Here is a 26,656-nt window from a genome sequence, read left to right as displayed (position 1 = left end):
CACCGCCCCCCAAGGCCGGTCGCTATCGGTCAGCGTCAGAGATCCCCGTCCGCATCGCGGCCGACGACATCGTCTTCGGTCTCGCCAAAGGCCGCCGCCGGATCGCTTTCCATATCGGACAGCAGGTCGTCGCCTTCGCCAACCTCCTCCGCCTCGCTCATCCCGTCCTCGTCCTCCAGCGACGTATCGCCGCGGGCGGCCCAGTCGTGCTCGCCGGCCATCAACTCGACGATTTCCTCTTCCGGCTCGTCCGGCTCGACATGCTTCTGATGGCCCTTGATCAGGGCATTCTTCAGATGCTCAAGCATCACCGTCTCATCGGCGATCTCGCGCAGGGCAACGACTGGATTCTTGTCGTTGTCGCGGTCGATCGACAGCGGGGCGCCGGACGCGATTTCACGCGCGCGCTGGGCCGCTATCATGACCAGTTCAAACCGGTTCGGAACCTTGAGGACGCAATCTTCGACGGTAACGCGGGCCATACCAAACCAACTCCGGGATCTGCGAAGGCAACCGAATATATTGATGCGTTCGCGCCTGCGCAAGCGCTTCGAGCCTTGTCGGGTCCGCCCGCCGTACCCCGCCCGCGGCGTGACCATGCCCGCGCTCCCCCTTGCTCGCGCGAAGACGACCGCCTACTTTACTTATCTGGTGAATCGCAATTTCGCGTATGCCTGACATATAATTCAATCCATCGTGGAAGGATTACGGAATTGGATCGGAATACGACTTTGCCGAAGGATGTTACGAAGCTCTTTTATAAGGAAGAGCGTCTGGCGATGTTCATCGACGGCGCCAATTTGTACGCAGCCGCCCGGTCCCTGGGCTTCGATATCGACTATAAGCGTCTTCGCGACGGCTTCGCCTCCGAAGGGCGACTGGTGCGCGCCTTCTATTACACGGCGTTGGTGGAGGATCAGGAATATTCGCCGATCCGCCCGCTGGTCGACTGGCTGGACTACAACGGCTACACCATGGTGACCAAGCCGACCAAGGAGTTCACCGACGCCTCCGGTCGGCGCAAGATCAAGGGCAACATGGACATAGAGCTGGCCATCGACGTGATGGAGATGGCCGAGCGGGTGGACCACATCCTGCTCTTCTCCGGCGACGGCGATTTCCGCAGGCTGGTCGAGGCGGTGCAACGCAAGGGCGTGCGGGTCAGCGTCATCAGCACCGTGCGCTCCCAGCCGCCGATGGTCGCCGATGAACTGCGCCGTCAGGCCGACAACTTCATCGAACTTCAGGACCTCGCCCCAAGCATCGCCCGTGTCCATCATCACCGCGAGCCGATGGGAAATCCGGGCACTCCGGGCGCCCCGGACATGTCCAGCCAAGGCGGCCCCTACGCCAACTTCTGAGCGACGCCGCCCACCGCGGAGGCGCTTTCCGATCAGCGCCCCGCGACGGTGGCTTTCAGAGCGCCGGCCGGAAGCTGGAACATCATCAGATAAGTCCGCTGGAGCGGACTGCGGTTGTCATCGGAAACGATGTAGATGAGCAGGTCGCCATCCGCACCGGTCCGCACCGCCAGCCCTTCGAAATTGTCGGTCAGCAGCGGCGGCTCCAGCCGCCCCAGTTCCGCCCCATCCATCGTCGCGCCGCCGCGCAGCGAGTCCGCCGGCACATGAACGATGCGCGCCGCCCAGCCGCCCAGCAGGGATACCCGCCGCTCCAGCACCAGCACCCCGCCGTCCGGCAATGGCGCCGCGGCCGTGGGGCGGAAGCGCGGCGCAGCGCGGTAGGTCAGCGGCTGCCAGTCGCCGCGCGCCTTCGGATCGGCGGGAGCGATCCAGGCGTGGCGTTCGCGGACGCCGTCATCGTCGCCTTCCTCTATGGCCAGGATGCGGCCGTCCGGCAGCGCGGCCAGCGCCTCGACCCCGCCGTTCGCGGGAGCGTTTTCCAGCCCGGGCGGCACCGGAAGCTTCCGCGGCGTTCCCTCTGGCCGGTCGGCGCCACCGTAGCGCAGGATGCGGTGGTTGCGCTCGAACGGCACCAGCCAGCCGCCGTCCGGAAGGCGGACGAGATCTTCCGAGTCATTGAGCCGGCCGCGGTAGTTCGGGCCCTTGTCGATGATCAGGGGGCGGACATCATAGCGTCCGGCACCGGCCAGACGTCCCTCGGCGTTGTAGGACAGCCGCCCCGTAACGCTCTTCCCATTGTCGGAGATCGCGACGAAACGGTCGCCCGAGTCGCTGACCCAGAGGCCGGACAAGCCCCCCACGCCCGCCCTGTCGGGCAGACGGAGGGCGCCGCGGAATTGCAGAGCACCGAGCTCCGCAAGATCCGGGCGGTCCGGATCCAGTGCGATCGGAACGGAGGATGCGGATGGCCCGCCATTTCCGGCCACCGCAACGCAGCCGCCGGCCACAGCCAGCAGGGCGCAGAAAGGAATTACCAGGGTTCTCAAACGCATGGCGGCACTCATGCCACGACGGGACGACCGGGGAAACGCTTTTTCCGGCTTGCCCCGCCTGCCCGCGAATCCGACCCTTCGTCCGCCGGACTCATAGGCCCTGCCCCTCCGTCCGAACGTGAACGAACGAATTGGATATGCGCAGAGGGTTACTTCCTCAGAACCAATTCGGGAGTGGGTTCAAGCGCATAAATTGTTCTGTACCTAAGGAAAACATTGCCCAGCTTCAGCCGAGAATCGCGTGATGCCCAATCCCCTCCGGTCCCGGCCGGTCGCCCTGCCTGCTGATCGCCCCGCCACCGGTTCGGGAGCGCCGGAGGACCCAATCGCGGAGCGCATCCGCGAGCTGGAGGCCGAACTGCGCGAGCTTCAGCACCGGGCCAAGAACAGCCTTCAGCTCGTCATCAGCCTGCTGAAGCTGCAGACGGGCCGCATCCGCGACCCGGACGCCCGCGCCGCCTACGAGCAGACGCTGGTCCGCATCGAAGCGCTGGCGATCCTCTACCGCCAGCTCCACGAGTCGGGGACCGGCACCCATGTGAATCTGGGCCGCTACATCGAATCGCTCGCCGACGCGGTGAAGCATGGTACCCCTGGCGGGCTCGCCAACGTACCCATCGAAGTGAAGAGCGATCCCATCCAGATCGGCCTGTACGAGGCCATGCCGCTGGGCCTGATCACCGCGGAACTGATCACCAACAGCCTGCACCACGCCTTTCCGGAGCAGGGCTGGATTCGCGTCTCGGTGACGCAGGAGAACAATGGTCGCGCCCGCCTGATCGTCGAGGACAACGGGCGCGCGCTGCCCGCCGGCTTCGACTCGACGGCGGAGGACGGGCTGATGCTGGCCGAAGCGCTGGCCGCCCAGCTCGGCGACACGCTGAACACGGAAAGCGACGCCGCCGGCACCACCGCCAGCGTGTCCTTCCCTGTTTGACGAATCAGGCCCTGTTTGACGATCAGGCCGGCGCCTTGTGACACTCTTGCGGGGCGTCCTCGGGGCCGTGATCGTGATGATCGTGCGGATGCTCGGGCGGAGGGGCCGTCTTGACGGTGCCCGCGAAATAATCGCGGATCGCCCGCACCGGGTCGGTTTCCAGCGTGGTCACCGGCTCGATGCCGCGGCGCTTCATGTGGTCGATGAATCCCTGGCCGGAGGAGCCGGTGATGACCACCCTCACCGCGTCGATGGGATGCGGGCGCCCGTCGCCGGCGAGGTGGAGCACCTCGTCCTCCGCCAGATCGATCCGCCCGACCTCGGCGGGATCGCCGCCCGCTTCGGCCTCGAAGACCAGGAAACGGCGGGTGCGGCCGCCATGGGTGGCGATGCTGCGGTAATCCTGCGTGCCGACGGCGAACTTCATCCCATTTCCCCCATAAGGCCCAGCGGCCTTACCGTGGCACGGCCTACCGCCGCGCACACTGAGGAAGGTCAATGCGCGTTACAGGATTTCCGTTTCGTCGGAGCGGATGACGTCCGTCCACTTGCGCTCCAGACGGCGCAGCGTACGGTAGGTGACTTCGAAATCCTGGCTGTCGCCATTGCTGCGGATCAGGCCGTCGGAATGGACCGACGCCATGTGGCGCAGCCGCTCGCACAGTTCCAGGCCCCTGGCCGACAGCTTCAGCCGGGCGGCCCGCTTGTCGCGCGGCGAGGCGGAGCGGTCCACATAGCCGCTGTCCACCAGCTGCTTCAAGTTGTAGGAGGCGTTGGAGCCGAGGTAGTAGCCGCGCTCAATCAGGTCGCGCACGCTGATCTCTCCGTTGGAGATGTTCAGCAGCATCATGACCTGCACCGGGCTGATGTCGTCGATGCCGATGCGGGACAGCTCGATTCGCAGAACGTCGAGGAAGCGGCGGTGCATCCGTTCGATGATCCGCGCCACCTCATGGTACATCTGGGTGGCGGAGGCCTTGCGCTCAGCGTCGTTGCGCTCGGCGTCTTCGGTCGGCTGGGGCTGAACGAGCGTCGTCATGGGCCTCGGGTCTGCGTGAGGATCGGGGGAAATGGCCTTCCTTGCCCAACGCACCGTAGGGACCTAACTGTTTAATTTATATTAACTGTGATGGCGACGTGAAGGCGCACCGGACCTTTCCCAAAGGTTGGCGCGCCTTCGCCAAAGATTGGATAAGGCAAGGGCTGGATAAGGTCAGATCCAGCTGTCGTCTCCACCGCCATCGCCGCCGCCGTCGTCGAACGAGGAATCGTCGGTTTGATAGTCGACGTTCTGGAGGTTGTTGTCCTCCGGCGGGAAGCCCTGGTCCGCGCCCCCCTGGTCCGCGCCCTGGTCGGCGGAGTCGCCGTAGTAATTGTTGATGACCGTCTCGCCATGGCTGGCCGTCTGGCCCGCAGCCGCGGCGGCCTCGCCGAACGGTCCCGGCGAATGGCTGAGCATCGAGGAGATGGCGCTGGCCGCCAGCATGCCGCCGGCCACACCGGCCGCGGTCTGGGCGGCACCGCTCAGGAACCCGCCGCCGCGCGGCGCGTAGCCCTGCGGGCCGAAGCCGGGCTGCGGTGCGTAACCGGGCTGGGGCGGATAGGCGGGCTGACCGTAACCGGGTTGCCCGCCGCCTTGCGGAGCGGCGCCCCACGGGCTGCGCGACGGCGCCCCGGGCGACTGCATTGGCGGCTGCATGGGGTTGTAGGCCGGCCCCTGGGGAGCTTGGGGAACCGGAGCGGGCCGCTGTTCCGCCGGATGGTTGCCCCCGCCGGCCCACGGGCTGCGCCCCAGCCCCAGAGCGTTGGACAGGAAGCTGCCGCCGGACGGCGGGGCCTGGGTCTGGCTCTGCTGGGCGCGGGACTGCGCCTCCCTCACCTGCCGCTCCAGATCGTCGATGCGCTGCTGGGCGGCGGTCAGCGCCTGCTGCTGCACCAGGACCGACTGCGCCATGTAGTAGGCGGCGGCGGGCTGGCCCTGGATCATCTGCTGGATGAAGCGTTCCGCCTCCGGATCGCGGGGCTGGTTCTCCACCTCGCGCAGGTGCGTGAACAGATCGGAAAGGAGGGTGCGTTCCTCGGGCGTCATGATCGTCTCCTGTGCGCGCTCAACGCGGGCGCGCCTTTCATGTGGCGCACCGCACCCCCGGTGCGCAAGGGTCCCGGCCCCGGCGGAGACGCTACCCGGCCTTGCGCTCCACCGCCTCCGCAGCGGTGTCGGACACCAGGGCGGCACGGACGGCGTCGTCCACCCGCTCCAGCCAGACGAAGCTCAGCCGTTCGCGCACCGCCGCGGGAATGTCGTCGAAATCCTTGCGGTTGCGCGCGGGCAGCATCACCGTCTTCAAGCCGGCGCGCTGGGCGGCCACCACCTTCTCGCGGATGCCGCCAACCGGCAGGACCAGCCCGCGCAGGCTGATCTCCCCGGTCATCGCCGTGTCGGAGCGGATGCAGCGCCCGGACAGCAGCGACACCAGGGCCGTGAAGATCGCCACCCCGGCGGACGGCCCGTCCTTCGGGATGGCCCCCGCCGGGACGTGGATGTGGATGTCGAAACGGTCCAGCCCCTCCGGGTCGAGGCCGAGATCCTTCACCCGCGACTTGACGAGGCTGAGGGCGGCCTGCGCGCTCTCCTTCATCACCTCGCCCAGCTGGCCGGTCAGGATCAGCCGGCCAGAGCCGGAGAAACGGCTGGCCTCGATGAACAGGATGTCGCCACCGACCGGGGTCCAGGCGAGACCGGTCGCCACGCCGGGCACGCTGGTGCGCATCGCCACGTCGTTCTCGAATCGCGGCGGCCCCAGGATCGCCGTCAGGTCCGCCGGCTCGACCCGCATCCGCTCGACCTCGCCCTCGGCGATGCGCACGGCGGCGTAGCGCCCGACCGCGCCGATCAGCCGTTCCAGTTGGCGGTTCCCGGCCTCCCGCGTGTGGTCGCGGATGATCGCCCGCAGCGTATCGTCGGGGATCTCAAGCTGCTCCGCCGTCAGCCCGTTGGCGGCGAGCTGGCGGGCCAGCAGGTAGCGCTTGGCGATCTCCAGCTTCTCGTCCTCGGTGTAGCCGGACAGCTCGATCACCTCCATGCGGTCGCGCAGCGGGCCGGGGATGGTGTCCAGCATGTTGGCAGTGGCGATGAACATCACCTTCGACAGGTCGAAGGGCACGCCCAGGTAATGGTCGCGGAAGGTCGCGTTCTGCTCCGGGTCCAGCACCTCCAGCAGGGCGGCCGACGGGTCGCCGTGGAACCCCTGCCCCAGCTTGTCCATCTCGTCCAGCATCAGCACGCAGTCGCGCGTCCCGGCCTTGCGGATGGCCTGGACGATGTTCCCCGGCAGCGCTCCGACATAGGTGCGACGGTGGCCGCGGATCTCGCTCTCGTCATGGACGCCGCCCAGCGAGACGCGGGCGAACGCCCGCCCGGTCGCCCGCGCGATGCTCTGGCCGAGCGAGGTCTTGCCCACCCCCGGCGGACCGACGAAGCACAGGATGGGGCTGCGCCCCTCCGGGTTCAGCTTGAGGACCGCCAGGAACTCCAGGATGCGGCGCTTGACCTTCTCCAGCCCGTAATGGTCCTCGTCCAGGATGCGGCGCGCCTCGGCGATGTCGATGCGGGATTCCGACCGGCGGTCCCACGGCATTTCGATCAGCCAGTCCAGGTAACTGCGCACCATCGAGTACTCCGCCGCCGCCTCCGGCATGCGCTCCAGCCGGCGCAGTTCCTTCTCGGCGTGCTCGCGGACGTCGGGGGGCATGCCGGCCTTGGCGATGGCGTCCTGAAGCTCGCCGATCTCGGCCTGACGACCCTCGTCGGCCTCGCCCAGCTCCTTCTGGATTGCGCGCAGCTGCTCGCGCAGCAGGTATTCGCGCTGCCGCTCGTCCATCGCCTCGCGGGTGCGCTCGCGGAGGTCGCGGGACAGCCGCAGCACCTCAATCCGCCGGGCCAGCAGAGCGCCGACCTTGTCGAGCCGCTCCGGCAGGTCGAACGTCTCCAGCACCTCCTGCTTCTCGGCGGGCTTCAGGTCCATGTAGCTGGCGGTCATGTCAGCCAGCTCGCCGGGGCTTTCGATGGCCTGGACGGCGGCCAGAAGCTCCTGCGGGGCCTGGGGCAGCAGTTGCAGCGCCTCCACCGCCTCGTTGCGCAGGTTCAGGAAGCGGGCCATGACTTCCGGCGTCGCAGTGTCGCTTTCCTCCACCATCTCCACGCGGGCGGCCATGAAGGGATGGCCCGGCACCCACTCGACGATGCGGAAGCGCTGCTGCCCCTGGCACACCAGATGGTGCGAGCCGTCGGGCGTGGTGACGTAGCGAAGGATGCTGGCGGTCGTGCCGACGCGGTGCATGTCGGCGCCGGTCGGATCCTCCACCGCCTCGTCGCGCTGGAGCAGAATGCCGACCGGCCGCTCGGTGCGGGCCGCCTCCTGCGCCGCGGCGACCGAGCGCGCCCGCCCGACCGTCACCGGCAGAACCACCCCCGGAAACTGCACAAGGTTCCGCACCGGGATGACCGGGATCACATCCTCCGGCAGCCCGGAGACGGGCGGTGAGGTGGGCGGCATCTGGGGAGTCGGCGTCGCTTCGGCAGCGTGCTCGCCAATCGTTGAGGCAGTCATTCGAACGTCCTTCATCCCGTCTTGTCGAGCGTCAGCACGAGGCAGCCCGCGGACAGCTCGCGCCGTCCCATGCGGAAGGCCCCGGCGGGCAGTTCGATCCGCCGCTCGAAGCGGCCGTGGGGAATCTCAAGCCGGTGGATGATCCCGTCGCAGCCCATCGGCAGGGTGCGCTCTCCAGCGACCACCAGAACGCCGTCCTCGACGGCGACGTGAAGCTGATCCGCGCCGACGCCGGGAAGGGCGACGACGATGGTCACCGCGTCCTCCGTCTCGTAGACGTCGATGGGCGGGGTCCAGCAGGCGCTGCGCGGGCCCGGCGGGGCCGGGCGGAAGAACTGGCGGTGCAGCCGCTCGGCACGGTCCAGCAGCTCGACGGCCTCCGACCACATGAAGGAAGCGGGATCACGACGGGGCGGCATGGCGTCTCCTTGGAGGAATGGGTGTGATGGACGTCAGATCCCGGCGCCCGAATCCGCGGAGGCGCGGGCGGGATCGCGCGGTTCGGGACCCTTCTCCTTCGCCCGCTCGTCCTCTTCCTGGAGTTCGCGGCAGGCCCGCTCCCAATGCTCAGCGCGACGGCCTTCGGGGCGCCCCTCCTGCTCCCAGATCTCGTAGGCACGGTGGCGGATGCGGTGTTCGTCCATCGTGGCGTTTCCCTCCTTCCCGCCCCGGCCGCAGGCATGGCCTGTCCGGCCGCAAGAGCCGGGGCTTTTTCGTCTATTGAGCAACGGTGGGGAGTCGCAGGCGTTCCGCTGACCTTGCGGACATCAGACGGAAGAAAGGCCCGATGGCCCCAATCGGGATCTGGGCTTCAGAGCCGGTCCGGCCCGTCCGTGGGATCGGGGCGGCCCGCCGCCTCGTCGTGGCCGCTGCGGTTGCTGAGAAAGACCAGAGCCATCAGCCCGATGGCGACGGCGCTGGTCAGCACGGCGCCGCCGACCAGGGCAAGCAGACCCGGCAGGCTGAGGCCGAACAGGTCGAAGCCCGTCGCCGCCCAGGCGGCGAGCAGCGCCGCCAAGACGATGACGGGACAGGCGATCAGGAAGACGCGGAGCCAGGACATGCACGCTCTCCAGCCGGTACCGGGTCAGCCTTTACATGGCCGCCCGGCCCGGCGGAGGAAAGCCCGCCGCCTGTTTCCGTGAACTCGCCGACGTCAGTGGGACAGCAGCAGCGGCACCGGGCAGGTGCGCAGGACATGGCGCGTCCCGCCACCGCGGTGCAGGAAGGGGAAGCCGTAATGGCCGTGCGCGCCCATCACCAGGAGATCGGCCCCGGAATCGATGCTGCGAGCCAGAAGCGCGTCCATGGCGCCGATGTCGGTCACCGTGAAATGCGTCTGGTCGGCCGTCACGCCGTGGAGCGCCAGATGGTCGAGCAGGCCGATGCGCTGCGGCTCCGACCCGGCGGGCGGGGCGGCCTGGGTCAGAACGGTGATGACGGTGACTTCGTCGGCGGCCTGGAGGAAGGGCATGGCGTCGGACAGGGCGCGGGCGGCTTCGCGCTCGGCGTTCCAGGCGACGGCGACGCGCTTGCCGATCACCGGGAAGGTGCCGGCGAAGGGCAGCACCAGCACCGGGCGGCCGGAGTTCAGCACCACCTGCTCGTTCAGCTCCTCCGGCGCCACGCCGTCGGCGGGGGCGCTGCGGTCGAACTGGCCCAGCACCGTCAGGTCGGCGAAGCGCGACCAGATGATCACCTCGCGGATGACGTGGTTGTGCTCGCCGTGGGTCAGACCGTGCCATTGCCCCTGCAGGCCCGACGCCTGGAGCTTGTCGCGGAACATCGCCTCGCTGCGGGCGGCGGCCTGCTCCAGATGGTCGCTGGAGCGGCGGGCGATGATGCTGGTGGCGCTGCGGTCCGGCTGGGCGAACAGGCCGCGCAGGAAGGCGCCGCTGGTCTTCGCCAGCGCGATGGCCGCGTCGAGGCGGGTTTCCACCTGCGGGCCGGAATCGAGATGCACGAGGATGTGCTTATAGGCCATGAAAATCCTCCCTTTATTCTTTCGGGCGGGCGTGCCCGGGGGCGACGCGCCGGCACCGATTGTTCCTCTTGCGGCGCCGCAACGCCAGCAGGAAAAAGCCTTCCGGAAGGATGGAATAGACGTTTCCTCAGAAGCTCATTCGCAAGCGGGCGGTGAAGGCGTGGTTGTGGCTGTCCGCCCCCGACAGTTCGCCGCGGTAGCCGACCGTGGCGCCGACCGCCTGCCAGAGCTGGGCCGACAGGCCGGCGCCGATCACCAGGGAGTCGCGGCCATTGCCGCTGGGGCTCACGCTGTTGGCCGCTCCGCCGGGCAGGCGGACGGTGACGGTGCGCGCGTCCTCCGCGAATTGGTGCTCCCAGGCGATGCCCAGGCTGGGCTGAAACACCGTCCGCCCGATCTCCACGATGGTGGAAGCTTCGGCGCCCACGCTGCTCTCCAGCGATTCGGCGCTCTGCCGCTCGACGCCGAGCGACAACAGGCCGGCGCCGCTTTCCTGATAACCGTCGATGCGCGTGTGGATGTAGCGCAGTCCCAGCCGCGGCCCCAGCGCCACCGGCCCGAGCTGCGCCGTGTAGCCCCCGGCGACCGACAGGGCATAGGTGCGCCCGTCCGTCTCCGCCGAGGCGTTGGGGAACGGCGCGAATCCGGTGGTCCGGTCGATGTCGCCGTAGCGGTCGAAGGAGACGCTGCCCGCCACGGCCAGCAGGAAGCCTTGCGCCTCGGTCACCGCGTGCAGGCCGATGATGGTGCTGGTCATGTCCAGCGTGCCCGCCCCCTCGTCCAGCTTGGCGTGGCCGCGCGACCCGCCGACCGACAGCCCGACGCGCGACGCCGGCCCGACCGGCAGTTCGGCGCCGACGCCGCCCGACTGGGTGTTGAAGCGGAACCCCTGCCTCTCGGCCGTGCCGCCGAGGCGGCCCCAGGCGGCGTCGCCGATCAGGAAGGCCCTCAGCTCGCCACTGCCGAGCGGCGCCTCCACCCGCGTCGCGGCGGGGCCGACGATGGAGCCGAGCAGCGCGCGGTGCCAGCTCCGCGTCGCCTCGAAGGCCAGCTCCGGCTGCATCGCCACCGTCTCCGCCGCGTCGTTCAGCGCGAGCAGGGCGCCCTGCATGTACTGCGCGATCAACAGGTGGGCGGCGCGGGTCGGGTGGATCTCGTCCCAATAGACGGTCTGGTCGGCCTGCGCCTCGGTCCCGCAGGCGCCGGTGGGCGCGTTGTTCGTCAGGCAGGGCGTGACGGTGTTGGCGAAGCCGTAGGCCGTCGGGTTGGCCGCCACCGCGCGGTAGAGCGCGTTGACGTCGGCCACCACGACGGTGACTCCCAGCCGCTTCTCCACATCGGCCATCGCCTGCGACAGCAAGCTGTTGTGGGAGGCGGTGACCGCGTTCAGCAGGGCGGCGCGATCGGAATTGCGGGTGTCCGGGATGGTGCCGAGGTCCGGCAGGTTCGGCACCAGGAAGGTCTTCCCGCCGAGCGCCGCCAGACGCTCCACCGTGGTGACGATGTTGCCGACCGTCTGGGTGACGAGGCCCGCGGGGTCCGACCCGGCAGCGACGCGGTTGAAATAGTCGTTGCCGCCCGCCCACACCGCGAACAGTCCGCCGCCGGTACCGCTCGGGCGGCTGAGCAGGAACTGCCCGACCTGCCCTTGGATGCCGGGAACGCCGGTCTGCGACAGGGTCCCGGTCTCCGCACCGCCATAGGCGAAGTTGGTCTTCTGGTCGGGCTGGCTGCCGATCAGCGGGGCCAGCCGCTCGACCCAGACGGGGCCGTTGGAGAAACGCCCGTCGTAATAGGGCGGACTCTGCGGAATGCCGCCGCGCGTCAGCTCATAGACGCGGCCGGTGTCGGACAGGCTGTCGCCGAAGACGACCACCCGGTCGAACGGCACCGCCCCGGCGGGCGCCGACATCAGCAACGCAGCTCCCGCTGCCATACGAATCGCCTTACCCGTCACCGCGTCACCTCCCCCGCTGGACAGCCGGAAAACAGGAGTGGTGCGTCAAAGCGGGGGGCGGTACCGCCATTGCGTCGGGAAGAGAAGCCGCTTGGGCGGGTTCATCAGACCATGGGGGACCCGAGCATGGGTCCATCCATGGAGGAGGCAGGACCTCGCCACTCGGCGGGTGGCGCCCACCGGCAGTCCGGTGCCGGCGCCGCCCGCCCTTTTCACAGCTCAGCGGTTTCCCCAGGGCAGCATCCGGTTCAGCGTCCCGTCCTTCAGCACATACTGGTGGACCAGGGCCGCCGCCGCGTGCAGGCCGGCCAGCACGATGATGGCGGTGCCGAGCAACTCGTGGGCCTCCTCCAGCGTGTGGCCGAAGGCCTTGTCCTCACCGACCAGCGCGGGCAGCGTGAACAGGCCGAAGACGGAGACGGGATGGCCGTTGGCCTGGGTCATCAGCACACCGGCCAGAGGCACCGCGATCATCAGGGCGTAAAGCGCCAGATGCCCGGCCTTGGCCGCCAGCAGGAGCAGCGGCGCGGTGTCGGCGGGCATCGGCGGCGGCGGGCTGACGGCGCGCCAGACCATACGCAACGCCACCAGGGCCAGCACGAGGACGCCGAGCGAGCGGTGGAGGTCCATCAGCGCGGTCCGCTCCGGCCCGCGTGGCACCAGACCGCGCCCCTGGGCGATGGCGAAGGCCACCAGGATCAGCAGGGCGACGCTCCAGTGCAGGAACAGCATTACCCCGTCGTAGCGAGTCTTGACGGGCGGCCGGGCGGCGGCCTCGGTATAAGCGTTGGACATCGGAAGTCCCCTCATCGGCGGAAACAGGCAAGTCCTGCCCATCCTGTCCGGGGGCGACTGAACCGAAGCTGAACGGCGGAACCCAGGACTGAGATGGGGGTGCCGCACGGCTCCGCGCCGTGGTCGCACGGATGACCCGCGCGCCAGCCGGGTCACTCCGATCAGAGGAAATTCACTCGCCGCCGGTCGTCGCCGAAAGGCGTCACACCGCCGCTTCGGACTCCGGCGCCAGCTCGGAGGCAGGCAGCAGGCGGCGGACGGTCAGGCAGACGATGTCGCCGGTCTGCCCGCCCGGACCCACATGGGCCTCCACCGCGCGCAGCAGCAATTCGGAGCGGTCGCGCGCCGACAGGCCGCGGCCCTGGTGCAGGACGGCCGCCAGACGCTCCTCGCCGAACGGCTCGCGCTGGGCGTTCACCGCGCGCAGCACGCCCTCGGTGCACAGGAACAGCGTGTCCTCCTGCTCCAGCCGGGTCACCGCCTCGCCGTAGGGAATGCCCTTGCGCACGCCCAGCGCCGGGCCGCCCGCGTCGGCCAGGGTCAGGACGCTGCCGTCCGCCCGGATGCGGCAGGGGGCGCGGTTGCCGGCGCTGGAATGGCCGAGCATCCCGGTTTCGCGGTCGTAGAGGGCGACGAAGGCGGTGGCGAAGCCGTCGAAGGGGCTCTGCCCGCACAGCCGGTCGTTGGCCGCCGCCAGGATGGCCGCGGGGGTCATGCCGGGCCGGGCCGCCGCCTCGCGGATCGCGCCGCGCACCAGCAGCATCAGGAAGGCCGCCGGCACGCCCCAGCCGGACACCCCGGCCACCACCAGCAGGCAACGACGCTCGTCCAACTCGATCACGTCGTAGAAGTCGCCGCTGACCGCCGGACCGGGGACCAGCAGGCCGAAGAACTGGCTGTCGCGCCCGGCGGGAAGCTGCTGCGGCAGCAGGTTCGTCTGCACATCGCGGGCGGCGCGCTGCTCCTCCTCGATCAAGTGTTCGGCGGCGGCCAGCTTCTCCGTGCGGGTCTCCAGCTCGGCGGTGCGCATCAGAAGCTGGGCGTCCAGCGTCTCCTCGCGGTAGGACGCCTCCAGCGCCATGCTGCGGAAGACGCGGGCGAGGCGGCCCATCTCGTCGTTGCGCTCCATCGCCTCGTTCAGGGTGAAGGGGTTGAAGCGCCCGGCCTCCACCGCGGCGACGGCCTCGCCCAGCCGCTCGATCGGGGCCATCTGGCTGCGCGCGAAGCGGACGGCGCCGTAGACGCCCGCCGCCAGGACGAGCAGCCCGACCAGCACGCCGATCTTCACATGGCGGCCGATCACCGAGGACAGGTCCTCCGCCGGCAGGCGGACCACCGCGATGCCCGCCCCCTGCCCGGCCACCGCCGACACCGGGGCGAAGGCGGTCAGCCGGTCTCCCTCACGCAGCAGACCGGTCTCGCCGGACGCCGCCGCGGCCTTCGCCGCCTCGACCGCCCGTTCCGACAGCGGCCCGGCGCTGGGGCCGGTGGCGTGCACGGCAAGACGCCCGTCGCGCTCCAGCAACCACGCGCCTTCCACCGTGCCGCCAGCCAGCAGCGAGGCCATCACCCCGTCCACCCCGGCCTTGCGCGCGATATCGCCCAGCCGGCGCACATCGGCGCCGACCTGGACGATGCGCGGCTTGTCGACGCCGGCCACGCCGGCGAACTTCATCAGCTTGCCGCCTTCGGTGGCGGCGTCGGTCACCACCTTCTCCGGCGCGCGGTTCAGCAGGCCGTAATAGGGCGCCTGGCGCGGCTGCGCCCGCGCGTCGGGGCCGAAAGTGATGTCGGGGCCGGGGATGTTGTGCAGATAGGCGCGGCCCCGGTTGTCGGTGACCCAGATCTCGTCCGGCCCGCCGCCGTCCGCGACGGCCTTCAGCCGGTCGGTCACCGCCTTGACCGGCGCCTTGCCCGCCTCCATCACCGCGACGAGGTGGGCGGCGAGCGTCGCCTCCGACAGCAGCCGGTCGCCCAGCAGGGCCTCGACGTCGCGCGGGACCTCGCGCGCCAGCGTGGCGGTGCGGGCCAGCAGGGTCGCTGCCATGCGGCCGTCCGCTTCGACCCGCGACTGGATCGCCGAATGGGTCGTCCAGGCCAGCAGAATCGTGACCAGCGCCACCGCCAGCGTCACCAGCCCGGAGATCAGGAGGACCAAACGCCCTTGAAAGGTCATGGAGGGGACCCGCCTTCTGTAGCCAACCGACCGCTGCGGGCGCTCCGCTTTCCCCGGACAAGCCTGGGATTTGGGAAAATTGCCCGACCGCGCCCGTCGGTTCTACCCAGCCGGGCACCCCGAGTCCAGGAGAGGCGGACACCAGCCCTCTGTAACCTTCAATACCAGTAACCGCCGATCCGGTAGCGCGGGCGCCGCAGCGCCGCCGGCATGGCGAGGTGCGGCCGGGCATGAAGGGGGTGGGCATCGAGCCCCGGCAGGACCGGCGGCGGGGTGCGCAGCGCCATCAGGCGGCGCACCCGCTCCTCGGTGTCCGGGTGGGTGCGCAGCAGGGACGGGATGTTCTGCGCCCGGCGGCGGCCGGGAAAGCGCAGGCCTTCCCACGGGCTGTGCTGAAGCCGCTCGATCCGTGCGAGCGCCGAGGCCACGCCCTCCGGGTCGCCGGTCAGGTGGGCTGCGTCGAGGTCGGCGTCGAATTCCCGGGTGCGCGACAGGGCGAGTTGCAGAAGCACGCCGATCCAGGGTGCGGCGATAAGCAGCAGCACCAGCAGCCAGGGAACCCCCTCCTGCCGCATCATCAACAGGGGCAGGTTGAGAATCAGCAGGGCCATGCCGAAGACCGACATCAGCCGGGTCAGGCTGGTCACCGTGTCGGCCAACCCCATCACGGTCAGGTCGTTGTTGCGCACGTGGCTGACCTCGTGGGCCAGCACGCCGGCCAGCTCGCGCAGGCTGAGCGCGCGCAGCAGCCCGTCGGTGACCGCGATGGCCGACCGGCGGCGGCTGCCCACGGCGAAGGCGTTCAGCGCCGGGCTGGCGACATACCACAATTCCGGCACCGCGGGCAGTTCCGCCCGGCGGGCGATGGCGGCCAGCGCGTCGAACAGGACCGGGGCTTCCGCGTGGGTCAGGCGACGGGCGCCGAACATGCCGAGCACCATGCGCGGCGACAGGCGCGGGCTGAACAGCAGGCTGATGGCGCCGCCGAGCAGCGCCCACAGCACCCCCTCCACCCCCGCCAGGATCATCCCGCACAGCGCCAGCAGCAGCACCATCCCGCCGAGCAGGAGGAGGGATTGCAGCACGTTCGCGATCTTGTGGCGCCGCCGCAGGTCGGCGGCCGCCTGATCCGTGGGCATGAAGGACCGGTGCGTGTGCGGCATGACGGGGGCTCCCTCCCTAACCATCTCCCTTTGGAACCGTTCAACCGGAACCAAGTCCGGCCCGTCTCATATTGGCGCGCTCCACCCCGTCGTCATCCCGGCCGCAAGCACAGGCGCCGTGCGCCGGACGGAAGGGCAACCCTCTTGATTTGCGGGGGAGCGTTGAACACATACACGTCGAACGTGCTCACCCCTTAGCCGCTGACCCACGCTTTTCAATCACGGTCATCGCCATGAGCAATCCTTACGAGATTCTGGGCGTTTCACCTTCCGCTTCGGACGACGAGATCCGCAAGGCCTACCGGAAGCTGGCCAAGAAGCACCATCCCGACCTCAACCCCGGCAAGGCGGAAGCCGAGCAGCGCTTCAAGGATATCAGCGCCGCCTACAGCCTGCTGTCCGATCCCGACAAGCGCGCCCGCTTCGACCGTGGGGAGATCGACGACTCCGGTCAGGAACGGCCGCAGCGCCAGTATTACCGCGACTTCGCGGAAGGCCCGGCGGGCGCCCGTTACGCCCACGCCGAGGGCTTCGCGTCGGACGATCTGGAACACATCTTCTCCGACCTGTTCGGCGGACGCGGCTTCGCCCGCGGCGGCGCCATGCCGATGAAGGGCGGCAACCTCAGCATGGCGCTGACGGTCGATTTCCTGGCGGCGGCCAAGGGCGGCAAGCGCCGCGTCACCATGCCGGACGGAAAGACACTGGACATCGACCTGCCCGCCGGGTTGGAGGACGGCGGCACCATCCGCCTGAAGGGCCAGGGCCTGCCCGGCAGCAACGGCGGTCCGCCCGGCGATGCGCTGGTGACGGTCAAGGTCACCCCCCATCCCTGGTTCCGGCGTGATGGCGACGATGTCCAACTCGATCTGCCGGTGACTCTGGCCGAGGCGGTGCTGGGCGGCAAGGTGCGTGTGCCGACCATCGACGGGCCGGTGATGCTGACCGTTCCGAAGGGGGCGAACAACGGCACGCGCCTGCGGTTGAAGGGCAAGGGACTACCCGGAGCGAACGGGGCGCGCGGCGACCAGTATGTGACGCTGCGCATCGCCCTGCCAGACGCGCCCGACCCGGCGCTGGAGGCGTTCGTCCGGGACTGGAAGACCGACCACAACCCGAGGCGGGACATGGAGGCCGCGTGAGATGGACCGGAACGGCATGGACCAGGGCAGCGTGGGATGGCGGACCGAGGAGGTGCTGGCCACCTGCCGGCGCGTCTCCTCCGCCCAGCTGACGGTGTGGGTGGAGCGGCACTGGTTGCGGCCGCGGCACGAGGGGACCGGTTTCGTCTTCAGCGCGGCCGACATGGCCCGGCTGGAACTGATCTGCGATCTGCGGGAGGATCTGGCGCTCGACGACGAGGCGATGCCGGTCGTGCTGTCGCTGCTGGACACCGTCTATGGGCTGCGGCGGCGCCTGCGCGTGTTGGCCGAAGCCATCGGCGATCTGCCGCCGGAGGCCCGCTATCTCCTGCAGGACGAGCTGCGGAAGCGGGAGGAAAAGGAGGAGTAGGTCAGCTCCGGACGCCGAAGGCCCGTCCGCTCAGCGCGATGTCCTGGTTGAAGCCTTCCGCGACCCGGTCGTTGCCGCCGGACTGCATGCACAGCGTCACGTTGATGGCGCTGAGGATGGCGTGGTCGATCTGCTCCGGCTTGGCGTTGTGGCGTTTGATGGCTTGAAGCGCGCGGGTCACGGATTGGGCCATGGAGCAGGTTCCGTTCGTTCTGGCAGGCTGCCCGGGTTGATCGGCGGGTTGGTTGATGGCGTCATCATGACGCCCCTTCGCTCGCCCCGCTGTGCACCGGGCCACACCCCGCCGCACGGACCGCCTTTCGCAATGGCGAAAGTCCTAAAGCCCAAATTCTTAATCAGGTGTAAACGTCCGGCCGAGCCCAAAAGGCATAACCCTTTATGCTTTTCCTGGAAGGCCCATCAAACCAAGAGCATAGCTCAAGCCATTGGTTTGGTATTACCATTCATTAATGTCAAATGCGACATTTTGCCCGGCGTGGCGAGGCGTCGGACGGGACCGCAAGGGCCGTCAAATATCCCCGTCCTCCGCCAGGAGTCGGCGATGGATGGCCGTGGCCGCGATCGCGGCCTGTCCCATGGCGACCGAGATCTGGTTCAGGCCCTCCACGATGTCGCCCGCGGCGTAGAGCCCCTCGATTCCCGTCTGCTGGTGCCCGTCGGTGACCAGCCGCCCGTCCGGGCCGATGCGCACGCCCAACCCCTTTACCGTCTCGATCCGCGGATGGCAGCCCAGGGCGGAGTACAGAGTGTCGAAGGTCAGCCGCTCGCCGGCTGCCGTGGTCAGGGCGGCGATCCGCCCGCCCTCGGTGTGGATTTCCACCACCGGGTCCTCGACGGCGCGCAGGCCGGCCTCGGCCATGCGGCGCTCCTCCGCCTCCTCCAGATTCATCGGCTCGCCCAGCGTCAGGACGGTGATGTCGCGGGAATAGGTGCGCAGGAACAGCGCCTCCCCCAAAGCCCCGGTGCCATGGCCGAGGACGCCGATGCGGTGGCCGGTCACCTCGAACCCGTCGCAGATCGGGCAATGGCGGACCAGCCCCCGCTGCACCGCCAGATAGAGGTTGGGCAGTTGCGGCTCACGGTCGATCACGCCGGTCGCGGTCAGCACGGTGCGGGCGTGGAACAGTCGCCCGTCCTCCGTCCGCACGCGGTAGCCATCGTCGCCCCGCTCCACCGCCGTCACCGTTCCCGGCAGGATCCGGGCGCCGTAGCGCTCCGCCTGGGCGCGCATGCGGGCCAGCAACTCGTCGCCGGTCACTCCGTCCGGAAAGCCCGCATGATTGTGGGACAGCGGAATCCAGGAGGCCCGGCTCGCCCCCGAATCCACCACCAGGAACCGACGGCGGTAGCGCGCCAGATAGATCGCCGCGGTCAGCCCGGCAGGGCCGCCGCCGACGATCAGGGTGTCGAGACGCTGTTCTTCACTTGCGGCGGTCATCGCTCGGGCGTTCCAGCGGTCGTTGACGACGTTGGGGAACAAGCGGCGCGTCCCCCGGTTCCGTAACCGGATGCTGCAACGCCAAAGCGTCCATTCGCCGCGCCGGCCTATGCTTGACCGAGTTGAATTACCATACGCACTGTACGGCCATGCCGTGTCCTGCCGGGAGCCGCCGCCGTGCCCCAGCCGCCATCCAGCCCATCCGAACCGCAACGGGCCAACCCAACGCCGTGTGATCGGGAGATCCTCGACGTGGAGCCGATGCTGCGCAATTTCGGTGGCCCCGGCCCCACCGTCATGATGCTCTATGCCCTGTTCCTGGAAAACGCCGACGAGTTGTCACGCGCTCTGAAGGAACGGCTGGCCGCGGGCGACCTGGACGGCGTCCGGCTGGCCGCCCATTCGGCGGCGGGCGCCGCCCGAACCGCCGGGGCCGGGCGGGTTGCCGACCTCTTCGGCTCGGTGGAGGAGGCAGCCCTGTGCGGCGATGCGGCGGTGGCGCGTCGGGATGCGGCGGCCCTCGACCGCGCCCTGGCCGACGTGAAAAATCTGATCGCACGCATTTGAGTTTTTTTCGCGCTGATATATCATGCGGGTGTAACCCAAATGGGTGACTCCCGGGGCGAAGCGCGAGGATGGCCGTGTCGTTCAATTCGTGCGCGGTGCTGGTCGTCGAGGACGAGGTGGTGACCCGCAGCGTTTCGGTGCGGCTGCTGAAGCAGCTGGGCGTCGGCACGGTGATCGAGGCCGCCGACGGGGCGGAGGCGCTGGCCCGTTGCAACCGGGTCGATTTCGACGCGATCTTCTGCGACGTGGACATGACGCCAATGGGCGGTCTGGCCTTCCTGGAGGCGCTGGATGGGCGGGCGCCGGTCATCATGCTGACCAAGCACGACGGGTCCGACGTCGTCCTGTCGGCCCTGCGCTCCGGGGCCACCGGCTATCTGGTCAAGCCGCTGACCCCGCCCGGGCTGCGCGAGAAGCTGGAAAAAGCGCTGGCCGCCAAAGGGTAGAACCTTGACCGCGACATTATAGTTTTCGTAACCACGGCGGAATTATTCTGTACACGGTGCATCGCTGCACCCTTGTGCGGATTGCCGGGAGATTCCGCATGCCCATGAACGTTCTGGAAGTGGCGATCTACGCCATGGTGCTCACCGCGTCGCAGCCGCGTCCCTATGAGTGCGTCGCGGTGCAACCGGAGGGAGTGAACTGCACGAACGGCCTCGCCGTGGCGTCCGAATCGCCGAACGGCGTCATGGCCTTCAACACCGGTGTTCAGGTCATCAAGGACAACCAGGGCCGCGTGCGGCTGAGCAACGGAATCACCACCCATTTCGATTCCTCGGCCTGGGTGGCCTTCAAGAATCCCGGCGGGCAGACCCTGGTCAGCGTGCGCAAGACCGGGCCGTTCCGCTTCAAGTTCTCCAATAGCTTCCAGTGCGAGATGATCGGCCAAAAGCAGGACATGGCCCGCTGCTACAAGCCCTGAGGCCCGGTCACCCCACTGCCTCCCGGCCATGCGCCGCGTCGAGATCCAGCGCCGGTCCCTTCGGCACGACGCCGGTCGGGTTGATCATGGTGTGGCTGGCGTAATAGTGCCGCTTGATGTGGTGGAAATCGACCGTCTCCGCGACGCCGGGCACCTGATAGAGGTCGCGCAGGTAGCCCGACAGGTTCGGGTAGTCGGCGATGCGGCGCAGGTTGCACTTGAAGTGGCCGACATAGACCGCGTCGAAGCGCACCAGCGTGGTGAACAGGCGCCAGTCGGCCTCGGTCTGCCGGCTCCCCAGCAGATAACGCTGCTTGGCCAGCCGTTCGTCCAACTCGTCGAGCGCCGAGAAGAGGGCGTCGAACGCCTGCTCGTACTTCTCCTGGCTGGTCGCGAAGCCGGCCTTGTAGACGCCGTTGTTGACGCGGTCGTAGACGAAGGCGTTGAGCCGGTCGATCTCCTCCGCCAACTCCGCAGGGTAGAAATCCAGCGAGGCGTCGCCGAAGGCGTCGAACTCCCGGTTCAGCATGCGGACGATCTCCGCGGACTCGTTGCTGACGATGGTCCTGGTCCTCTTGTCCCACAGCACCGGGACGGTGACGCGCCCCGAGTAGGTGGGATCGGCCTTGGTGTAGACCTCGTGCAGACGGGTGGAGCCGGTGATCGGATCGGGCTCGGGGAAGGTCCAGCCCTCCTCGCGCATCAGCGGATCGACCACGGTGACGCCGATGGCATCCTCCAGCCCCTTCAGCTTGCGCAGGATCAGCGTGCGGTGCGCCCAGGGGCAGGCCAGCGACACGAACAGGTGATAGCGCCCGGCCTCGGGCTGGAACGGCGTCGAACCGTCGGCCCGCACCCAGTTGCGGAACTGGGTTTCCGGACGGACGAAGGCGCCGCCGCTGGTCTTGGTGTCGTACCACTGGTCGTGCCAGCGGCCGTCGATCAACAGGCCCATGCCCTGAACTCCCCTCTATCCGGTGCCACCTCTCCCGCCCGGACGGCGGGAGAGGGACGCTCCGCCTTTAACCGTGCAGCTTCTTGGTGATCTCCGCGACGTGCCGGCCCTGGTAGCGGGCACCGTCCAGTTCGACCGCGCTCGGCTGGCGGGAGCCGTCGCCGCCCGCGATGGTGCTGGCGCCGTAGGGGCTGTTGCCCATCACCTCGTCCACGCCCATCTGGCCCTGGAAGCTGTAGGGCAGGCCGACGATCACCATGCCGAGGTGCAGAAGCACGGTGTGGGTGGTCAGGATCGTGCTCTCCTGCCCGCCGTGCTGGGTGGCGGAGGAGGAGAAGGCCGCGCCCACCTTGCCGACCAGCGCGCCCTTCGCCCACAGGCCGCCCGTCTGGTCGAGGAAATTCTTCATCTGGCCCGGCATGTTGCCGTAGCGCGTCGGCACCCCGAGGATGATGGCGTCGTAGTCGGCGAGTTCATTTGGCGTGGCGATGGGAACGTCCGGCTCTTCCTTGAAGTGCGCCTTCTGCCGCACCTCTTCGGGGACCAGCTCCGGCACGCGCTTGATCGTCACCTCGGTGCCGGGAACGGAGCGCGCCCCCTCGGCCATCGCCTGCGCCATGGTGGAGATGTGGCCGTAGCTGCTGTAGTAGAGCACCAGGACTTTCGCCATGTCTCGTCTCCCCTCTGTCGTTGCGGCCGCGCTGGAGGCTGCGGCGTCCCAAAGAGATAGCGCGTTGCCGCGTCCCAGCAAATCCAGGGTGCTGGAACTTCATTGTTCCCGGGTGTAGAACAATGGGATGGATCGCCTCGACGACATGATGGCCTTTATCAAGGTCGTGGACACCAAGAGCTTCACCACCGCGGCGGAGCGGCTGAACCTGTCCAAGTCCGTGGTTTCCCGACGCATCGCGGAGCTGGAGAACCGGCTGGGCGCGCGGCTGCTGAACCGCACCACGCGCAAGCTCAGCCTGACCGAGGTCGGGCAGGCCTATTACGAGCGCTGCACCCGCATCATCGCCGACCTGGAAGAGGCGGAGCAGGCCGTCGCCGACCTGCACGCGGCGCCGCGCGGTCGGCTGAAGGTGAACGCGCCGGTGTCCTTCGGGCTGCTGCATCTGGCGAAGGCGGTGGCCGAGTTCCTGGAGCGCTACCCGTCCATCGAGATCGAGATGGATCTGAACGACCGCTACGTCGATCTGATCGACGAGGGCTACGATCTGGCGGTGCGCATCGGGCGGCTGCGCGACAGTTCGCTGATCGCCAAGCGTCTGGCCCCCAACCGGCAGGTGGTCTGCGCCAGCCCGGCGTATCTGGAGAAGCACGGGATACCTCAGACGCCGGATGAGCTGTCCAACCACAACTGCCTGATCTACACCAACGTTCCGACCGCCGAGCAGTGGCAGTTCCGCGTCGGTGACGCCATGCGCTCGGTCCGCGTGTCGGGGTCGCTGCGCACCAACAACGGCGACCTGCTGCGCGAGTCCGCCATTGCCGGCGTCGGCATCATCGTTCTGCCCACCTTCCTGTGCGGCGAGGCGCTGTCCAAGGGGCAGCTCCAATGCCTGCTGCTGGACTATTACATGGCGGAATCGAACGTCTTCGCGGTCTACCCGCAGAACCGGCACCTGTCGCCGAAGGTCCGCGTCTTCGTCGATTTCCTGGCCGAGCGTTTCGGCCCGCGCCCCTATTGGGACTGCGCCCTGCTGAGCTTGCAGCCCTTCCGGGCGGAGGCGTGACGGACGCCCCCATCCCGAAAAGCCGTTTTCGTCAGGCCGCCGGCTTCTCCACTATAAAGAGAAGACCCGGCACGCCCACGCCCTTCTCCCGGCGGGGGGAGCAGGGTTCCATCAGAAGCACCGTCAGACCCGCCGCCGCCGCCATCTCGCGCAGGTAGGCTTCGCTGTGGGCGTAGCGCCGCGACGGGCCGAGCGCGTAGCCGGAGGCCGCCGCCTCGCCGTCCAGGCGCTCCACCGTCGCGGCGAAGCGGCCCGCCGGACGCAGGGCCTTGGCGGCGCCCTCGAACAGGGCGGTCAGGTTGCCGAGATAGACCAGCACGTCAGCGGCGACCAGCAGGTCCCAGGCGCCGGGCGCCGCCTCCACCGCCGCGGCCACGTCGCCGACCGACAACTCATCATACAGAGCGCGGGCGCGCGCTTTCTCGACCATGCGCGGGGCCAGATCGACCCCGGCGAGATGTCCGGCCAAGGGGCGGAACGCCACGCCCGCCAACCCGGTGCCGCAACCGAGGTCCAGCACGCGCAGCCCTGACACCGGCCCAAGCCGGTCGACCGCCTCGCGCAGCAGAGCCGGCGCGGAATAGTCCAGCTTGCCCACCAGATCCTGATCGAAGCGGTCGGCGTAGCGGTCGAACAGGGCGCGCACATAGGCCGCCGACAGGTGCTCCCCCGCGCCGCTGTCCAGCGCGGTGATCAGCGCCGCGCAGCCGAGTCGCCCGTCCGGGTCGAGCCCTTGAGCCCGGCGCAGCGCCGTCAGGGCCTTCGCCGGATCCTGCAGCGCGATCCAGGCCCGCCCGATGGCGGCGTGCAGGTCCGCATCCTCCGGATCCCGGCGGGACAGGGGCTGAAGCAGTTCGACCGCGCCCAGTGCATCGCCGGTCTCGACCAGCAGGGCCGCCAGTTCCAGAGCCGCTTCGCGGTCGCCGGGACGCAGGGCCACGGCCTCGCGATATTCCTCCAGCGCCGCGTCCCGCCGGCCCGCCGCCGCCAGGGCGCGGGCGAGACCGAGCCGGGCCGTCGCGGAATCGGGCCGTTCCGCCGTCAACACCTGCCCGGTGGTCACGGCCTCCTCGAACCGGCCGGCGGTGTGCAAGGCCTCGGCCAGAGCGACCCGCCAGGGCCACACCCCGGGGTCGAGCGCCACCGCCCGTCCGCAGGCGGCCAGCGCCCCGGCGGCCTCGCCCGCGTCCCGCGCGCTGTCGGCAAGGGCCCCCCAGGCCTCGCCCGACCCCGGATCGGCGGCGCAGGCGAGCCGGAAGGCACGCGCCGCCCCCGCCGCGTCGGCGGCGTAGAGTCGGTCATAGCCAGTCTGGAAGAGAATGCCCGGAACGTCTCCGGGCTGGACGAGGGGGCCTGCCCCCTCCCGGTCGGCTTGAGCCGTCGAATCGCGATCCACGATCACTTCGCTATGGGAGATGCGCTGTCGCCGTCCCTGCTCCGGGAGACTCCGGAAGGCGTGGGAAGACACGAACTCCTGCACCAGCTTTCGCGCGTGCGCAAGAGGCATCCGAAGGAGGTCGTTCGGCAGCGAATCGAGCTTCAGACCGTCGCATTATGCCGATTGGATCAACTTGTACGCCCTTCGCACAATCCACCCCTTTCGGTTTTTCAAAGCGCTTCGGAATCAGTGCCTTGATGGCTAAGACCGAGGCCTTGCGTGGGTTTTTCCCGCGGCCTTGTGACATCGTTCGATCGAAAGGCGTGGTATTACCGGGCAGCAAATAGATTGACGCTGTATAAAATTTTTGGAAGTGTGGCTTCGGCGCCCGATGGTGGGCGCTGAACTTTCGGGTAGGAGGCGGTCACCGTAAGCGACTCGGTGACCGGTAATGGCGGCCCCGCGCGGGGGGCCAAAACGAAGCCGGATGAACCCGGCAACGAAGAGGGGACCGAGGATATGCAGGACCGAACTCAGCGCGTGCGACGCACGTATGGCGGCTGGATCGCTCTTGCACTGGGCTTAGCCGCCGCTCCGGTCCTCCCCGCCAAGCCCGCCGCCGCCCAGGACAGCAGCTGCGTCTCCCACGCCGTCGAAGCCGAGCGCAAGTTCAACATCCCCTCCGGCCTTCTCGTCGCCATCGCCCTGGTGGAAAGCGGTCAGGACGGCGCTCCGACCCCCTTCGCGATGAGCGTGGAAGGCCGTCCCGTGTACGCCCGCAACGCCAACGACGCCGCCCGGCATCTCCGCGACAAGCGCGGCCAGATCCGGCAGAACGTCTATGTCGGCTGCATGCAGATCTCGCTGGGCACCCACCGCGGCGAGTTCCAGCCGGTGGAGCGGATCGTCGATCCCCGCGAGAACGTCAACTACGCCGGCCGCCTGCTCCTTCGCCTTCACGGCGAGCAGGGCAGCTGGAAGACCGCCGTCGCCCGCTACAACGGCGGCTCCACCCGTCAGGCCCAGAACTACGTCTGCAAGATCTGGCAGCACCTGAACGAGCTGGACCCGAAGAGCGCCAAGCTGCTGGAATCCGCCCGCTGTGGCGAGTCCGAGCCCGCCAGCATCGCGCCGAGCACCCGCCGGACCTTCCGCAACGCCCAGCAGGTCGCCTCTCTCGACTGATCACCCTGCCTCGCGGGGGATGGCGCGGAACGCCCCGATGGGCTAAATCCCTGCCCCATGAACTACCGTCATATATTCCACGCCGGCAACCCCGCCGATGTGATGAAGCACGCCGTCCTGGCGCTAATCATCGATCACCTGCGCGCCAAGCCGGCGCCCTTCTGCGTGCTCGACGCCCACGCCGGCATCGGGCGCTACGACCTGGACTCCGAACCGGCGCGCAAGACGCTGGAGTTCCAGGACGGAATCGGACGGCTGTTCGGCCGGCCGGCGCCACACCCGGCGCTGCGGCCCTATCTCGACGCGGTGTCGGCTCTGAACCCGGACGGGCGGCTGCGCTGGTACCCCGGATCGCCCCGGCTGGCCCGGGCGCTGCTGCGCGAGCAGGACCGGCTGCTCCTCAACGAGCTTCACCCCGACGACTGGCAGACCCTGAAGGCGGAATTCGCCGGGGACCGTCAGGTCTCGGCCTTCAGGACCGACGCCTATCAGGCGCTGAAATCCCATCTGCCGCCGCGCGAGAAGCGCGGACTCGTGCTGATCGACCCGCCCTTCGAGCAGCCGGACGAGTTCGCCCGCATGGCCGAGGGGCTGAAGGCGGCGCACAAGCGCTGGTCCACCGGCGTCTACGCCCTGTGGTACCCGATCAAGGAACGTGCCGCCGTCTGGCGCTTCCAGGAGGCGGTGGAGAACACCGGCATACGCAAGATCCTGACCGTCGAGCTGACCTGGCACCCGGAGGACACGCATCTGCGGCTGAACGGCTCCGGCCTGCTGATCGTCAACCCGCCCTGGACCCTGGACGACACGCTGCGCGCCATGTTGCCGGCGCTGCACGCCGCCCTGCCCTCCACCGGCGGCGGCTGCACGGTCGACTGGCTGGTTCCCGAGGGGTAAAACC

Annotated in this window: 29 protein-coding genes; 10 read left to right on the top strand and 19 right to left on the bottom strand. The window is 68.9% G+C overall.

All coding sequences use genetic code 11. The annotated features are described in order from the left end of the window. Nucleotides 1-35: 35 nt before the first annotated feature. Nucleotides 36-482 (bottom strand): DNA-directed RNA polymerase subunit omega, encoded by a 447-nt coding sequence (gene rpoZ, locus DS837_RS11960; RefSeq protein WP_149164962.1) that lies wholly within the window; start codon nucleotides 480-482, stop codon nucleotides 36-38. Nucleotides 483-779: 297 nt separating this feature from the next. On the opposite strand from rpoZ, the gene DS837_RS11955 reads away from it, so the two are divergent. Beyond that, nucleotides 780-1,361 carry a LabA-like NYN domain-containing protein gene (locus DS837_RS11955; RefSeq protein WP_149164961.1) on the top strand — a complete coding sequence of 194 codons (582 nt, stop codon included), beginning with the start codon at nucleotides 780-782 and terminating at the stop codon, nucleotides 1,359-1,361. 32 nt (nucleotides 1,362-1,393) lie between these two features. On the opposite strand, the gene DS837_RS11950 is transcribed toward DS837_RS11955, so the two are convergent. After that, nucleotides 1,394-2,224, bottom strand: coding sequence for an esterase-like activity of phytase family protein (locus DS837_RS11950; RefSeq protein WP_247889887.1), 831 nt, complete (start codon nucleotides 2,222-2,224; stop codon nucleotides 1,394-1,396). Nucleotides 2,225-2,660: 436 nt separating this feature from the next. Between DS837_RS11950 and DS837_RS11945 the strand changes: the two genes are divergently transcribed. Beyond that, complete coding sequence (locus DS837_RS11945) at nucleotides 2,661-3,353, top strand: sensor histidine kinase (protein WP_149164960.1); 693 nt, start codon at nucleotides 2,661-2,663, stop codon at nucleotides 3,351-3,353. Between the two features lie 22 nt (nucleotides 3,354-3,375). Here the strand turns inward: DS837_RS11945 and DS837_RS11940 are convergent, their stop codons facing one another. From DS837_RS11940 to DS837_RS11885, 12 genes are all read right to left on the bottom strand, one after another. Continuing rightward, a complete protein-coding gene (locus DS837_RS11940) occupies nucleotides 3,376-3,780 on the bottom strand; it encodes a NifB/NifX family molybdenum-iron cluster-binding protein (RefSeq protein ID WP_149164959.1) in 405 nt (134 codons plus the stop codon). 78 nt (nucleotides 3,781-3,858) lie between these two features. Beyond that, complete coding sequence (locus tag DS837_RS11935; protein ID WP_149164958.1) at nucleotides 3,859-4,392, bottom strand: MarR family transcriptional regulator; 534 nt, start codon at nucleotides 4,390-4,392, stop codon at nucleotides 3,859-3,861. Between the two features lie 174 nt (nucleotides 4,393-4,566). Continuing rightward, the gene (locus DS837_RS11930) at nucleotides 4,567-5,442 is read right to left on the bottom strand and encodes a DUF2076 domain-containing protein (protein WP_149164957.1); all 876 of its coding nucleotides are present in this window, start codon (nucleotides 5,440-5,442) and stop codon (nucleotides 4,567-4,569) included. A 91-nt stretch (nucleotides 5,443-5,533) separates the two neighbouring features. Then, complete coding sequence (gene lon / locus DS837_RS11925) at nucleotides 5,534-7,963, bottom strand: endopeptidase La (RefSeq protein WP_247889886.1); 2,430 nt, start codon at nucleotides 7,961-7,963, stop codon at nucleotides 5,534-5,536. Nucleotides 7,964-7,974: 11 nt separating this feature from the next. Next, a complete protein-coding gene (locus DS837_RS11920; RefSeq protein ID WP_149164955.1) occupies nucleotides 7,975-8,382 on the bottom strand; it encodes an Hsp20/alpha crystallin family protein in 408 nt (135 codons plus the stop codon). A gap of 33 nt (nucleotides 8,383-8,415) precedes the next feature. Further along, complete coding sequence (locus DS837_RS11915) at nucleotides 8,416-8,607, bottom strand: DUF2934 domain-containing protein (RefSeq protein WP_149164954.1); 192 nt, start codon at nucleotides 8,605-8,607, stop codon at nucleotides 8,416-8,418. Between the two features lie 167 nt (nucleotides 8,608-8,774). Next, nucleotides 8,775-9,026, bottom strand: coding sequence for a hypothetical protein (locus tag DS837_RS11910; RefSeq protein ID WP_109069401.1), 252 nt, complete (start codon nucleotides 9,024-9,026; stop codon nucleotides 8,775-8,777). A gap of 93 nt (nucleotides 9,027-9,119) precedes the next feature. Next, nucleotides 9,120-9,947, bottom strand: a complete 828-nt coding sequence (locus DS837_RS11905; RefSeq protein ID WP_149164953.1) for a universal stress protein — start codon at nucleotides 9,945-9,947, stop codon at nucleotides 9,120-9,122. Between the two features lie 127 nt (nucleotides 9,948-10,074). Next, the gene (locus DS837_RS11900; RefSeq protein ID WP_170295837.1) at nucleotides 10,075-11,859 is read right to left on the bottom strand and encodes an autotransporter domain-containing protein; all 1,785 of its coding nucleotides are present in this window, start codon (nucleotides 11,857-11,859) and stop codon (nucleotides 10,075-10,077) included. A gap of 264 nt (nucleotides 11,860-12,123) precedes the next feature. Further along, nucleotides 12,124-12,699, bottom strand: coding sequence for a cytochrome b (locus tag DS837_RS11895; protein ID WP_149164951.1), 576 nt, complete (start codon nucleotides 12,697-12,699; stop codon nucleotides 12,124-12,126). A 202-nt stretch (nucleotides 12,700-12,901) separates the two neighbouring features. After that, a complete protein-coding gene (locus DS837_RS11890) occupies nucleotides 12,902-14,875 on the bottom strand; it encodes a PP2C family protein-serine/threonine phosphatase (RefSeq protein ID WP_149164950.1) in 1,974 nt (657 codons plus the stop codon). A 158-nt stretch (nucleotides 14,876-15,033) separates the two neighbouring features. Next, entirely contained in the window at nucleotides 15,034-16,038 is a 1,005-nt protein-coding gene (locus tag DS837_RS11885; protein WP_149164949.1) for a zinc metalloprotease HtpX, read from the bottom strand. 233 nt (nucleotides 16,039-16,271) lie between these two features. Here DS837_RS11885 and DS837_RS11875 point away from each other — a divergent pair, with 233 nt between their 5' ends. Further along, nucleotides 16,272-17,180 carry a DnaJ C-terminal domain-containing protein gene (locus DS837_RS11875; RefSeq protein ID WP_149164947.1) on the top strand — a complete coding sequence of 303 codons (909 nt, stop codon included), beginning with the start codon at nucleotides 16,272-16,274 and terminating at the stop codon, nucleotides 17,178-17,180. 1 nt (nucleotide 17,181) lies between these two features. Further along, nucleotides 17,182-17,550: a chaperone modulator CbpM gene (locus DS837_RS11870; protein WP_149164946.1), complete on the top strand. Its 369-nt coding sequence runs from the start codon at nucleotides 17,182-17,184 to the stop codon at nucleotides 17,548-17,550. A 1-nt stretch (nucleotide 17,551) separates the two neighbouring features. On the opposite strand, the gene DS837_RS11865 is transcribed toward DS837_RS11870, so the two are convergent. Both DS837_RS11865 and DS837_RS11855 read right to left on the bottom strand, forming a co-directional pair. After that, nucleotides 17,552-17,743, bottom strand: a complete 192-nt coding sequence (locus DS837_RS11865; protein ID WP_014198714.1) for a hypothetical protein — start codon at nucleotides 17,741-17,743, stop codon at nucleotides 17,552-17,554. A gap of 336 nt (nucleotides 17,744-18,079) precedes the next feature. Then, nucleotides 18,080-19,051 carry an NAD(P)/FAD-dependent oxidoreductase gene (locus tag DS837_RS11855; protein ID WP_247889885.1) on the bottom strand — a complete coding sequence of 324 codons (972 nt, stop codon included), beginning with the start codon at nucleotides 19,049-19,051 and terminating at the stop codon, nucleotides 18,080-18,082. Between the two features lie 135 nt (nucleotides 19,052-19,186). Here DS837_RS11855 and DS837_RS11850 point away from each other — a divergent pair, with 135 nt between their 5' ends. The 3 genes from DS837_RS11850 (at nucleotide 19,187) to DS837_RS11840 (ending at nucleotide 20,501) form a co-directional block, all read left to right on the top strand. Beyond that, nucleotides 19,187-19,576 (top strand): Hpt domain-containing protein, encoded by a 390-nt coding sequence (locus DS837_RS11850; protein WP_149164944.1) that lies wholly within the window; start codon nucleotides 19,187-19,189, stop codon nucleotides 19,574-19,576. A 68-nt stretch (nucleotides 19,577-19,644) separates the two neighbouring features. Beyond that, nucleotides 19,645-20,022 (top strand): response regulator, encoded by a 378-nt coding sequence (locus tag DS837_RS11845; RefSeq protein ID WP_149164943.1) that lies wholly within the window; start codon nucleotides 19,645-19,647, stop codon nucleotides 20,020-20,022. Between the two features lie 98 nt (nucleotides 20,023-20,120). Then, on the top strand, nucleotides 20,121-20,501 hold the full coding sequence (locus DS837_RS11840) for a hypothetical protein (protein ID WP_149164942.1): 381 nt from the start codon (nucleotides 20,121-20,123) through the stop codon (nucleotides 20,499-20,501). 7 nt (nucleotides 20,502-20,508) lie between these two features. Here the strand turns inward: DS837_RS11840 and DS837_RS11835 are convergent, their stop codons facing one another. Next, nucleotides 20,509-21,456 carry a glutathione S-transferase family protein gene (locus tag DS837_RS11835; RefSeq protein ID WP_149164941.1) on the bottom strand — a complete coding sequence of 316 codons (948 nt, stop codon included), beginning with the start codon at nucleotides 21,454-21,456 and terminating at the stop codon, nucleotides 20,509-20,511. Nucleotides 21,457-21,523: 67 nt separating this feature from the next. Continuing rightward, a complete protein-coding gene (wrbA, locus tag DS837_RS11830; protein WP_149164940.1) occupies nucleotides 21,524-22,126 on the bottom strand; it encodes an NAD(P)H:quinone oxidoreductase in 603 nt (200 codons plus the stop codon). Between the two features lie 127 nt (nucleotides 22,127-22,253). On the opposite strand from wrbA, the gene DS837_RS11825 reads away from it, so the two are divergent. Next, a complete protein-coding gene (locus DS837_RS11825; RefSeq protein ID WP_145672135.1) occupies nucleotides 22,254-23,192 on the top strand; it encodes a LysR family transcriptional regulator in 939 nt (312 codons plus the stop codon). 31 nt (nucleotides 23,193-23,223) lie between these two features. Here DS837_RS11825 and DS837_RS11820 read toward each other — a convergent pair whose 3' ends face one another. Continuing rightward, nucleotides 23,224-24,588: a tetratricopeptide repeat protein gene (locus tag DS837_RS11820; RefSeq protein ID WP_149164939.1), complete on the bottom strand. Its 1,365-nt coding sequence runs from the start codon at nucleotides 24,586-24,588 to the stop codon at nucleotides 23,224-23,226. Nucleotides 24,589-25,110: 522 nt separating this feature from the next. Between DS837_RS11820 and DS837_RS11815 the strand changes: the two genes are divergently transcribed. After that, a complete protein-coding gene (locus DS837_RS11815) occupies nucleotides 25,111-25,755 on the top strand; it encodes a transglycosylase SLT domain-containing protein (protein ID WP_247889884.1) in 645 nt (214 codons plus the stop codon). A gap of 57 nt (nucleotides 25,756-25,812) precedes the next feature. Beyond that, nucleotides 25,813-26,652 carry a 23S rRNA (adenine(2030)-N(6))-methyltransferase RlmJ gene (locus DS837_RS11810; RefSeq protein ID WP_149164937.1) on the top strand — a complete coding sequence of 280 codons (840 nt, stop codon included), beginning with the start codon at nucleotides 25,813-25,815 and terminating at the stop codon, nucleotides 26,650-26,652. Nucleotides 26,653-26,656: the final 4 nt, after the last annotated feature.

The sequence above is a fragment of the Azospirillum brasilense genome, assembly GCF_008365405.1.
GTDB lineage: Bacteria > Pseudomonadota > Alphaproteobacteria > Azospirillales > Azospirillaceae > Azospirillum > Azospirillum brasilense_D.
Note: the sequence above shows the minus strand (reverse complement) of the source record. Positions and strands in the feature narration are given on the sequence as shown.

Bases quoted from the DNA above. Each gene is read 5' to 3' on its own strand.
- DS837_RS11945 (WP_149164960.1), top strand. From the start codon at position 2,661: ATGCCCAATCCCCTCCGGTCCCGGCCGGTCGCCCTGCCTGCTGATCGC.
- DS837_RS11935 (WP_149164958.1), bottom strand. From the start codon at position 4,392: ATGACGACGCTCGTTCAGCCCCAGCCGACCGAAGACGCCGAGCGCAAC.
- DS837_RS11940 (WP_149164959.1), bottom strand. From the start codon at position 3,780: ATGAAGTTCGCCGTCGGCACGCAGGATTACCGCAGCATCGCCACCCAT.
- DS837_RS11885 (WP_149164949.1), bottom strand. From the start codon at position 16,038: ATGCCGCACACGCACCGGTCCTTCATGCCCACGGATCAGGCGGCCGCC.
- DS837_RS11870 (WP_149164946.1), top strand. From the start codon at position 17,182: ATGGACCGGAACGGCATGGACCAGGGCAGCGTGGGATGGCGGACCGAG.
- DS837_RS11810 (WP_149164937.1), top strand. From the start codon at position 25,813: ATGAACTACCGTCATATATTCCACGCCGGCAACCCCGCCGATGTGATG.
- DS837_RS11840 (WP_149164942.1), top strand. From the start codon at position 20,121: ATGCCCATGAACGTTCTGGAAGTGGCGATCTACGCCATGGTGCTCACC.
- DS837_RS11955 (WP_149164961.1), top strand. From the start codon at position 780: ATGTTCATCGACGGCGCCAATTTGTACGCAGCCGCCCGGTCCCTGGGC.
- DS837_RS11895 (WP_149164951.1), bottom strand. From the start codon at position 12,699: ATGTCCAACGCTTATACCGAGGCCGCCGCCCGGCCGCCCGTCAAGACT.
- DS837_RS11845 (WP_149164943.1), top strand. From the start codon at position 19,645: ATGGCCGTGTCGTTCAATTCGTGCGCGGTGCTGGTCGTCGAGGACGAG.
- DS837_RS11900 (WP_170295837.1), bottom strand. From the start codon at position 11,859: ATGTCGGCGCCCGCCGGGGCGGTGCCGTTCGACCGGGTGGTCGTCTTC.
- DS837_RS11865 (WP_014198714.1), bottom strand. From the start codon at position 17,743: ATGGCCCAATCCGTGACCCGCGCGCTTCAAGCCATCAAACGCCACAAC.
- DS837_RS11890 (WP_149164950.1), bottom strand. From the start codon at position 14,875: ATGACCTTTCAAGGGCGTTTGGTCCTCCTGATCTCCGGGCTGGTGACG.
- DS837_RS11915 (WP_149164954.1), bottom strand. From the start codon at position 8,607: ATGGACGAACACCGCATCCGCCACCGTGCCTACGAGATCTGGGAGCAG.
- rpoZ (WP_149164962.1), bottom strand. From the start codon at position 482: ATGGCCCGCGTTACCGTCGAAGATTGCGTCCTCAAGGTTCCGAACCGG.
- DS837_RS11930 (WP_149164957.1), bottom strand. From the start codon at position 5,442: ATGACGCCCGAGGAACGCACCCTCCTTTCCGATCTGTTCACGCACCTG.
- lon (WP_247889886.1), bottom strand. From the start codon at position 7,963: ATGACTGCCTCAACGATTGGCGAGCACGCTGCCGAAGCGACGCCGACT.
- DS837_RS11875 (WP_149164947.1), top strand. From the start codon at position 16,272: ATGAGCAATCCTTACGAGATTCTGGGCGTTTCACCTTCCGCTTCGGAC.
- DS837_RS11920 (WP_149164955.1), bottom strand. From the start codon at position 8,382: ATGCCGCCCCGTCGTGATCCCGCTTCCTTCATGTGGTCGGAGGCCGTC.
- DS837_RS11825 (WP_145672135.1), top strand. From the start codon at position 22,254: ATGGATCGCCTCGACGACATGATGGCCTTTATCAAGGTCGTGGACACC.
- DS837_RS11910 (WP_109069401.1), bottom strand. From the start codon at position 9,026: ATGTCCTGGCTCCGCGTCTTCCTGATCGCCTGTCCCGTCATCGTCTTG.
- DS837_RS11835 (WP_149164941.1), bottom strand. From the start codon at position 21,456: ATGGGCCTGTTGATCGACGGCCGCTGGCACGACCAGTGGTACGACACC.
- DS837_RS11905 (WP_149164953.1), bottom strand. From the start codon at position 9,947: ATGGCCTATAAGCACATCCTCGTGCATCTCGATTCCGGCCCGCAGGTG.
- wrbA (WP_149164940.1), bottom strand. From the start codon at position 22,126: ATGGCGAAAGTCCTGGTGCTCTACTACAGCAGCTACGGCCACATCTCC.